General features: G+C 34.7%; 8 protein-coding genes. 2 read left to right on the forward strand and 6 right to left on the reverse strand.

All coding sequences use genetic code 11. The annotated features are described in order from the left end of the window. Positions 1 to 790: 790 nt before the first annotated feature. Positions 791 to 3,808, forward strand: a complete 3,018-nt coding sequence (locus tag FAM09_RS27520) for a TrlF family AAA-like ATPase (RefSeq protein ID WP_136580386.1) — start codon at positions 791 to 793, stop codon at positions 3,806 to 3,808. Between the two features lie 117 nt (positions 3,809 to 3,925). Here the strand turns inward: FAM09_RS27520 and FAM09_RS27525 are convergent, their stop codons facing one another. From FAM09_RS27525 to FAM09_RS27550, 6 genes are all read right to left on the reverse strand, one after another. Beyond that, entirely contained in the window at positions 3,926 to 5,752 is a 1,827-nt protein-coding gene (locus tag FAM09_RS27525) for an NACHT domain-containing protein (protein ID WP_166437284.1), read from the reverse strand. A 77-nt stretch (positions 5,753 to 5,829) separates the two neighbouring features. Continuing rightward, the gene (locus tag FAM09_RS27530; protein ID WP_136580388.1) at positions 5,830 to 6,588 is read right to left on the reverse strand and encodes a hypothetical protein; all 759 of its coding nucleotides are present in this window, start codon (positions 6,586 to 6,588) and stop codon (positions 5,830 to 5,832) included. Positions 6,589 to 7,016: 428 nt separating this feature from the next. Further along, positions 7,017 to 7,322, reverse strand: a complete 306-nt coding sequence (locus FAM09_RS27535; RefSeq protein ID WP_208025667.1) for a hypothetical protein — start codon at positions 7,320 to 7,322, stop codon at positions 7,017 to 7,019. Between the two features lie 190 nt (positions 7,323 to 7,512). Continuing rightward, positions 7,513 to 7,890, reverse strand: coding sequence for a DUF7003 family protein (locus tag FAM09_RS31635; RefSeq protein ID WP_394347842.1), 378 nt, complete (start codon positions 7,888 to 7,890; stop codon positions 7,513 to 7,515). A 216-nt stretch (positions 7,891 to 8,106) separates the two neighbouring features. Then, positions 8,107 to 8,406 carry a type II toxin-antitoxin system RelE/ParE family toxin gene (locus FAM09_RS27545; protein WP_136580390.1) on the reverse strand — a complete coding sequence of 100 codons (300 nt, stop codon included), beginning with the start codon at positions 8,404 to 8,406 and terminating at the stop codon, positions 8,107 to 8,109. Continuing rightward, entirely contained in the window at positions 8,399 to 8,650 is a 252-nt protein-coding gene (locus tag FAM09_RS27550) for a type II toxin-antitoxin system ParD family antitoxin (protein ID WP_136580391.1), read from the reverse strand. Before FAM09_RS27550 ends, FAM09_RS27545 begins: the two co-directional genes overlap by 8 nt. A 481-nt stretch (positions 8,651 to 9,131) precedes the next feature. On the opposite strand from FAM09_RS27550, the gene FAM09_RS27555 reads away from it, so the two are divergent. Beyond that, positions 9,132 to 9,467, forward strand: a 336-nt coding sequence (locus tag FAM09_RS27555) for a helix-turn-helix domain-containing protein (RefSeq protein WP_208025668.1), incomplete at its 3' end; no start/stop codon positions are given.

Below are 9,467 nucleotides of genomic sequence, written 5' to 3' on the forward strand. Positions count from 1 at the left end.
ATACAACAGTCCAGCCGGCAGTTAGTAAAAACTGAAATCGATTGTTTGAAAAATCTTTTTTCATCGGCAATGGATAATAGGATGCTTTTGGCTATTAAAGTCAACAGTATTCAGCCCAATGAGCTAATTAAACTTTCGATCGGCAATAAGAAATCCGTGACCAGGAAGTCCCAAGATAAATTGAGCGCAATCTAATTGATGCTGGTGAAAAGAAAGAAAACACCTAGGCTATTCGCTTTTAAACTGCCAGGGAGCTGAATATATAGCCTCGCCTTTTACTTATTCCTGACCGATCACTTAGGCGCCTGAGCGCACCAGGATGTGCGCAGCAAGATGTATAGTTGTATACAACTATTTTCTGTAGACATAAATTTACCCTTCAATTCGATGATTCTTGACCGATCATTTAGTCGCCTGCGAACTGGTGGACGTTCGCAGCAAGATGTATAATTGTGCACAATTATGCCAGCAAGGCGATATACGTAACGTTTTCTAGCAGTCATGACCACTTTATTTCATTTTTTATAGGAATGAGGCATGCTAATCCATATAGTCTATATTCTTAAGAAAGTTGTGAGAGAAGTGTAACATTGATTGAAGTCAAATTTGATCTAAGGCAGTGTTTCATTATAATCATATTGCTGTTAATTTGATAGTCTTGTTATAAATTTGAGCCGAAATACTCCAACATAGCAGTCCCGTCTATCTTAAAAGGCCATTGTAATAATGTGGCGAGGCTTCCCAATAAATAGGAATGTGTACAAATAACATCAAGGCGTAAAAAGGATTCATGAATAATAATAAATCTGGTTCTGAATGGAGCATTTGGGATTTGCATGTTCACACCCCGGCTTCATATGGCGGAAGCGATTATAAACTTCTTATTGATAATCTTTCGAAGTCCGAAGCTTCAGTGATCGGGATTAATGATTATTCCACGTTAGAAGGATACAGGGAAATAATTAAATTAGGAGGTGTACCTGGAAAAGTAATTTTTCCAGTAATTGAACTAAGAATGCATAATGCTATTGCTAATAGGAAATCGGAATCGGCTAAAGACGGTGGTCCAAAAATCAATTTTCATTTGATTTTTTCAAACGACCCTGAGTGGTTTCAAACCATTGAGACTTGGATAAATTCTATTGACTGTTATAATGAAGCCGGCCGTTCCGCTTTACTGGGTAGTGTCAGTCCCAATGAACGTGATAAGGTCACAATCGATTTTAGTAATCTATTAAAAAGTATGAAAGAATGTCACAAGGGCGACGATTGTTTAGAAAATTATTGTCTTATTTGGCTTCCCTATGACGAGTACGGTGGTATAGACGATATAGATCCGAACGACAACTTCTTTAAACTGCATTTAATTAAGGCGGCCCATATAATGGGAAGTTCAAGCGAAAAGCAGATTAAATTCTTTAAATGGCAGGATCCTAAGTTTCGAAGGGAGGACTATGCCAAATTTATGGATGCACCTATTCCTTGTATAAAAGGTTCCGATTCACATGAGCCCAACTATCCTTTCGGTAGACTTAAAAACGAGCGTTCACAACCAATTGAGAAGTTTTGTTGGATAAAAGCCGACAAAACATTTAATGGTTTAAAGCAAATTGTTTGGGAGCCAGATAGAGTATTTATAGGCAAAGAACCTGAATTGCTAATAAGAAGGAAGACTTATCCGCATAAGTTTCTTTCGAAACTTGAAATAATTAAGGATATTGGTGCAAAGACAAATGAAGTATGGTTTGAAAACTTTGAACTGCCGCTGAATGCTGGATTGATTGCAATTATTGGAAAAAAAGGGAATGGCAAAAGTGCCCTTGCAGATATAATTGGTTTGTGTGCAAACTCTTATGTCCAGCCGGCGGATTTATCATTTCTACACAAGAATAAGTTTAAAAATCAAAAGCAAAATAAAGCAAGGGATTTTCATGCAACACTAACCTGGCAAGATGGCAGCAAGTCAGGCCCCATAAGCTTGAGCGCTGAAACGAATAATATTAATGAAGAAAAGGCAAAATATATTCCACAGAATTATTTGGAAAAACTCTGTGTAAATGAAGAACAAAAGGAATTTGAGGAGGAGTTGAAGCAAATTATTTTCGCTCACATCCCAGTTAACCAGCGGCTTGATCAAAGATTGCTAGACGATTTAATTGCTGAAAAGGAAAAGTCAATATTATCTGGAATTTCTCAGGCCTTGTCTGAACTGACAAAAGTTAATAAAAATATTTCACGACTTGAACTTAAGCAAAAGCCATCTTATCGAAATCAAGTTTTGCAGGAAATTGCAAATAAAGAAAGGGAAATACAACATCATGATAATCTAAAACCCATTGATCAACCTAAGCCAGAAGAAGATGGTGAGAAAGTTCATGCAAATAAACAGATTCTAACTAAAATAGAGGAACAAAGATTAAGTCTCCAAAGGCTGCATGAACACCGAAGAGTATTAAATGATGAAATTGCGAGCAACAATATATCGCTTAATGAACTAAGCGCCGTAGCTCAGGAATTCGAACAAGTGGAAAAGTTTATTAATAAAATATTGGAAGATCGGAGGCCTACTTTAGCTACATATGGGATTGATATAACAACTGTTTTTAATTATCAATTGGACATTGAACAGATTACTGGAAAGATAAAAATGATAAATGATCGTAATGACACTATAAATACTGCTATTGATGGAAAAGAAGAATTTCCTGGAATAAACTTCCAAATTGGCACCTTGGAGTTGAATATAACAGAAATGAAAGAACTTCTTGATCAATCGCAAAAGGCATATCAGGAATATCTCCAATCTGTTGAAGATTGGCAAAGCAGGAGGAGAGATTTGATTGGGACCAGTGAATTAAGTGGATCTCTTGCTTATTTCCAAAAAGAACTGAAATATTTGGATGAAGAATTAATTCCCGAGCTTGATTTGCAATATGAACTACGTTTAAATATTTCTCAACAAGTTTTCGAATTAAAAAAGCAACAGCTAAACAATTACACTGAACTTTATCAACCTGTAACACAGTTTCTCCGTCAAGAATCATCATTTGTTGATGAATATAATATAAAAGTAAGCGCATCATTGGTTGTAAAAGGATTTTCTGATAGGTTTTTAAACTTTATTAATCAGAAAAGCCGAGGAACATATCAAGGATCCATAGAGGGGCTAGAAGTATTATCTCAAATCATCGCAATTCACAGTTTTAATCAGTGGGAAGAAACTCAGTTATTTTTAATTGATATTGCTGAAAGTTTGATGAAGGACAAAAGACCTGGGCTTAATAGTGAAGTTCGATTTGCAGATGAGCAACTAAAAAGGGATATTAAGACAGAGGATCTTTATGACTTTATTTTTGGTTTATCCTACATCGACCCACAATTTAAACTTCAACTTGGTGCAAAAGACTTGAAAGAGCTTTCTCCTGGCGAACGTGGTGCTATTCTTTTGATTTTTTACTTATTTCTGGACGTTGACAATAAACCGTTGATTATTGATCAACCGGAAGAGAATTTAGATAATGAAAGTATTTATCATTATTTAGTACATTTTATCAAAAAAGCTAAACAAAAGCGTCAAATTATTTTGATTACTCACAATCCTAATCTTGCGGTGGTTTGCGATGCTGAGCAAATCATTCAGATGACAATAGATAAACAAAAATCTTACGTAGTTTCTTATCTTTCTGGTTCAATTGAAAATCCAATCATTGCAAGAAAGGTTGTTGATATCCTTGAAGGAACTAGGCCTGCTTTTGATAACAGGCGATTAAAATACACGGGGATACCTAAAGTGCTAAATACAAAATAAATAATTTATATTATATTAGTCAAAAATTATATAGGCGCATGTTATTGTTTTTCTAGTATATTTAAAAAAACTTCGAAATCCTTTTTTTGTCGAATTTTTATATATCCTGTGCTAAAGTCAAACTACGAATTGATCATCTAAGTCTGCAACAAATGACTTTTTCACATGAATAATTTCTGGAGATTCATACTTTCCGATTAATATTCCTCTTTTTCCTTTCTTTCGAAGCCTCAGAACAATTTCGCCTGAATCCATTTCATCTTTTGCAAAAACATCATAAACCCCATTTATAGACAATTTTTTATTCCGAAGAAATATCCTATCCACAAATTGACCGAATTGTTTTGGAAGGTCAAAATGAAAAAGTGTAGCTTGAGCAACTTCATCGTCTCGAAAAAGGGAATAGAGTACAATAATAGCTAGACTTACTTCAGGAGACGTGTTGAAGTCTGGTTTTTCCAATAGTAATCTATTGACGAAGTTTATAATGAATAATTCAGCTATTTTTATTTTTATAAAATGATTTAAGACTAGTTCGGTGAAATATAAGCTTGGATTAGAAGAAACAGTCACTGCTATTGCAAGTTCATTCGGTAATGTTGTTAATAGTTTTAAATCTGGGATAGAAGGAAGCTTTACCAAATGCTCGGCACACATGTACTCTTGCAATGATTTATGTGCAAACTCATACTTTTTATAGCCTGCTTCCAATATTAAACCTGTATGCCCTTCTATTTCAGAAATTACCTGAACATTTTCGTCTTTCTTGAGGTCAAAATCAATACAAATTCTATTGTAAATGGTTTTAAGGTTTTTAGATGAAAAATTTGTACGTTGATATTCTACACTCAATTCATAGGAAAGTCGACATAAAAATTCTAGCTTACGATCTAATTCAAACGAACCATACTGTGAAACTCTACGGACACCCCGCTGTTCATCCCATTCTTCTAATAATAGACTAACTATTTTTCGATATACGGTTTTAGGCTTGTCAGGAATCTTTCCGCTTCTTTCATATATAGCACATAAATGTCCAATAGTGATTGGGCGAATAGCTGTGTCAACAAATGGCGATTTTTCAAGTTCTCCAAGAAAATCTGCAACCTTGTAGTCTTCTACTAACCAACGGCGTGCAAATTCTTTTACTTGGTTGTCATTTAAAGGGCAAATTTCCATCACTGCTACATTCTCAAAACTGTAATTAAAATCACTACTTCTTGATGTAATTAGTAATCTTGTGTTGTTGCATGAAAGAGTTAGTTTTCTGAAATCTTCTAATACTTTTTCACGATTCTTTTTTTCTGCAATTTCATCAAATCCATCAAGTATGATCAAGCTTTTTAGCTCCTCTAATATTGGAATTAACAATCTTTCCTTAGCAAGCAACATCTCCTCTTCCTTAACAGACGCATCCTTAGAGCGGATTGTTAAACCTAAGAGATCAAACAAAAAATTAATTATCGGACTTCGTCCTGATTTTTCACTAATGTAATTATTTAAATCCCGGAGTCGAATTAGCAAAGGAATTCTGAATTCTTCAGGATAATAGCTTTCATCTATCAATATAGACTGGCAAATGAATTTTGTTAAGGTTGTTTTCCCAGCGCCTGGCTGTCCCAAAATTGCTAAATGCTTAGGCGTATGGCTAAATAAATTTTTAGAAGTTATTTTTTGAATTTTTTCTGATGCTTCAATTTTGGTTTTTATTGGCATTAAGTAAACATCCAAATCGATGAAAACTTTTGATGTATACTTATTTTGAGATAAATCCTTAAAAGTTATCTCTGAGGACCAATTAATTACTTCTTGCGTATGACGGGAAATCGCATTTTCAAAATCTTTTTCCCCAGAATCAAATACGAACTTTCTTTCCCTAAAAAATCTAGACACTTCTTGAAGAGCCTTTTCGAGAATTTTTTTAAGTATTAACTCTTGAATCATATTATTGTTATTGGGGTAGCCATTTTTGTAGACCATCATTACTACATATTGTCGACGTGCCTTAAAAATTTAAGGCATCAGAAAATATGAAAAAAGCTTTTTAATATATCATATATAAAGCCTAACAATAATGGTATTATAATGACACTCAAAATCCAACTCAATTTCTTTCTTTTGAGCATTGGGATTTGTAAATACCCAGGCCCTGTTTGGAGTTCAACGGAAGGCCACAGCCCTTTAAGGTAATCTCCCAAATTGCTAAATCCAATCATCGAAACTATTGGAATGCCTACTATAAAAATTAATTTATAAAAATCGCTATGCATTTTTTCAAAACTCGAATAAAATAAACGGAAATAAATAATGTTAAAGATTATTATTGCAAGAAAAGCACAATATTCTGTAAAAGATATTGCTTTTACTTGTTTCTGTGATTGATTTAAAACTTCGTTGAATTTCGCTGTGATTCCATTGACCCAAATAGTGTCTTCTCCGCTTACCAAAATGAAATTTGTAGTGGAGTCATCTTTTAGTGAATCAGAAAGTTGTAATTCTATATTTTTTGAATTATCAAATGTATTAAGCCTCATGTTAATTCTCGTTACAACTTTTTTCTCAATCATTTCCCCTGATTCAAAAATTTGTGTGCTTTGACTTTCATAAGATGAATTATCATCTGCGTCAATGGAATAGATTGTAGTGATCACTTTTTCAAAATCATCTGATGGTTTGAAACTTTCCTCTTCAAAGAGTTTGGCTAATTGACGAATAATAGTAGGGGTAATTATTCTTCCATTGAATATTAGCTTTCTTTTTTCCCGGATAATATGATTCATGAAAGGCAGGGCTTAGTTGTAAAAAATGGGGAAACCTCTGAAACCTAAGTGATTGGGAATATAGTAAGATAAAGAAGTGTTTTGGTATCTCCAATAGGGGTCTAATACATTTTATAAATTCGTAGCAAATTTGGTATTTTTATCAAGCAAACAAGTTCTTCCCCTTGCGAACCACCAGGTGAACCATATTCCTGGTTACCCGCAATCAAATGATATTGAAAGAATTAAAAACTTTGGGAGCGTTCAGTCCACCCGACCCAAAAATGAACCCCTTCAGATCGTTGGATTTGAAGGGGTTTTTAATTTGAATAATTCTTTATCTAAACGCTGCGGACTCTTGATTGAATTCAATTTGAATGATTTGAAGGAAGTTCGAATCCATTTAGGCCCCACAAGCAAGCTTCACTAAATGGCAAGGTGTTTTTGATTCATATATTTCTATTGTCCTTGAAAAAAGACAAATTGGAACGGCTCATTTCCAGGGGCCTTTTGATATTTCCCCATTCTTTATAAGGTAATTTATCATATTCGTGTACAGTTATATACTCACCCCATCCGTAATAATCGTAATAAATTGTCATTGCTTCAAAGTGAGAAAAAGCATAAAAGGTATGGACAAGCTTCTTACCTTCTTCCTCAAATAGCTTTCTTGCGGCTTCACCTTTTTCACCGGCCAGGATTAAACCTGCTAAACCTTCTGAGTCTTCCCATATTTCGTGCAATAAACTATCCATTATTGTTAACTTATTTGATATCAAAAATAATTTTATTCTTTATAATTGGAAATCCATGAAAAGGGCCTTTTCCGTTATACTAACCCTAATATGAGTACTCTGTTTTATGCTACTATCAGGGCATATGAACCATTTTTATTCGTTTTTTATAGACTTCCACCTCTAGGCCAGTTTATCCAATGAGTATTGTTTATTTCTTTTGTATTATAAATGTTTTATTTCCAGTTACGATTACATCTGCGAGTTGTTGGAACGTTTCTGTATCACTTGGCTTTTCATCTGCTGCCAGGTCAGGGTGATGCCAGTTAGTAAGTGTCATAAACTCAGGTAAGTCAAGTGGTATTTTTGTAGCTATTTCTTGTCTTGTCAACCAAAATAAATTAGATCGTTCGGGAATAAGCCCACGCAAAAGCTCCCATGGTGTTATTCTGTTTTCAAACTCTAACTCAATACCTTTTTGTAAGTAATATTCTTTGTCAAAGCGAAGTGGAATTACTGTATCCCTGATCTTAATACTAGTAGCTTGGTTGTTTAGATACGGGATCCGTTTTAAATTTGCATAACCTATTGTAGTTTCTTCTTAAATCCATTGATTCTGAGCCGCTGATAGATTTTATAGTGGATAGGGTATTTCCGTTCCAGAAACACTTGATACATCGCCCGTTTTCAAACTTGTAAAATGATGTTGGTGTTAGAATCAGCCGAATATTAGCTGAAAGGCGATCTGAAGCTATGCTTCTTCCGTACACTACACTTGCCGCAAAACACTATGTTAGCTGTTGTTTCATTCATGAATTCGGTTTTTCAAATCCATTCGCTCATGTAGAATTCTTGCAACTTCAATTCCACTAACTTTCGCTTTTCGGTAAAATATGACGTGTCGCCCTGCCTTAAATCCTAAGATTTCATTGCTAATTTCGGGATAAGATTTTCCTGAAAGATTGCCATCTGCTAAATCCTGGCACGTGTCCAAAAGCATATAGTAATATTTTTCTGCCTGAAGTTCTGACCAAACCTCGTAAGTATACTCCCAAATTTTAGAAAGGTCTTCTAATGCCTTATTAGAAAGAGAGTACTTAGCCATTATTTTTCTTTGCGGATTTTAACTTTGCGAGATGTTTTTTAGGATTAAAATTTTTGACAAATCCGCTTTCAAAACCGTCATCAATAGCTTTTTGAAGAGCTGCGATTTTAGTTTCTTCTTCTTCCAATAAACGAAGACCAGCTCTTATTACTTCACTGGCATTTTTAAATCTGCCAGTAGATACTTTGCTATCCACAAAATTTTCAAAATGATCGCCCAATGAGATTGAAGTATTTCTTCCCATAGTTTCAAGATTTCTATAAAGATACCAAATTTTGGTAACTGGGAGAATCTTTGTTGATTCATGTTGTCATTTTGTCATTCCATTTGTTTGATTTTATTACTATCCTAAGTTATTCCTATTGAGGTATAAACTCTCCCTTACCGTCTTTAAATCCTGTATTAGTAGGTTCGAAATTTCCGGTTGTCCCGACCCAATTGGACAGGACGGCTTTTATGCCGTCCTGTTTTTCTTTATCCCCGCCTGTAAAGCTGTTCAATTGCGCAATTAGCTCAAACAGTGTATTTACGGGATCAAGCCAAATTGTTGGGGATTAGGGGCAAGGGGAATTGGAAGTTTACCATTTCCAATTTAGCTAAACCTGGGCGAATTGATATATGTCTTTATAAGTGGCGAATTATTATCTTCCAATGCGTATTTATGCAATTATCCCTGCTAACTATGCCTCGTCCTAAAAAAACTATACACTTTAAACTTAAAATGTATGGTAGAAAACGACAAGGAACAACAATTAATTGGGCGTTATAGCACCACGGGCTTTTATGACAAACGATTTATAGCACAGGTTTTAGAAGAAATTCACAAGGGAATGCCCCACCGATTGGCATGTAAGCAGTATAATATCAAACCAAGAACTTTAAGCAGATGGATAGAGCTAAATGAATTAGGATTCCCATCCAACGGACTTAACAGGCCAGCGACTATTCAGTTTAAAAGATCTGTTGTACGTGCTGTTGAGAGTGGAAGTTTGAGTATTAAAGAAGCCCAACGCACCTATGGCATAGGATGCTCTCAAACGATCAAAAACTGGATTGAACAA

The organism is Niastella caeni (genome assembly GCF_004834005.1).
GTDB lineage: Bacteria > Bacteroidota > Bacteroidia > Chitinophagales > Chitinophagaceae > Niastella > Niastella caeni.

Coding starts and splice junctions, on each gene's coding strand:
- FAM09_RS27520 (WP_136580386.1), top strand. CDS start 791: ATGAATAATAATAAATCTGGTTCTGAATGGAGCATTTGGGATTTGCAT.
- FAM09_RS27525 (WP_166437284.1), bottom strand. CDS start 5,752: ATGATTCAAGAGTTAATACTTAAAAAAATTCTCGAAAAGGCTCTTCAA.
- FAM09_RS27530 (WP_136580388.1), bottom strand. CDS start 6,588: ATGAATCATATTATCCGGGAAAAAAGAAAGCTAATATTCAATGGAAGA.
- FAM09_RS27535 (WP_208025667.1), bottom strand. CDS start 7,322: ATGGATAGTTTATTGCACGAAATATGGGAAGACTCAGAAGGTTTAGCA.
- FAM09_RS27545 (WP_136580390.1), bottom strand. CDS start 8,406: ATGGCTAAGTACTCTCTTTCTAATAAGGCATTAGAAGACCTTTCTAAA.
- FAM09_RS27550 (WP_136580391.1), bottom strand. CDS start 8,650: ATGGGAAGAAATACTTCAATCTCATTGGGCGATCATTTTGAAAATTTT.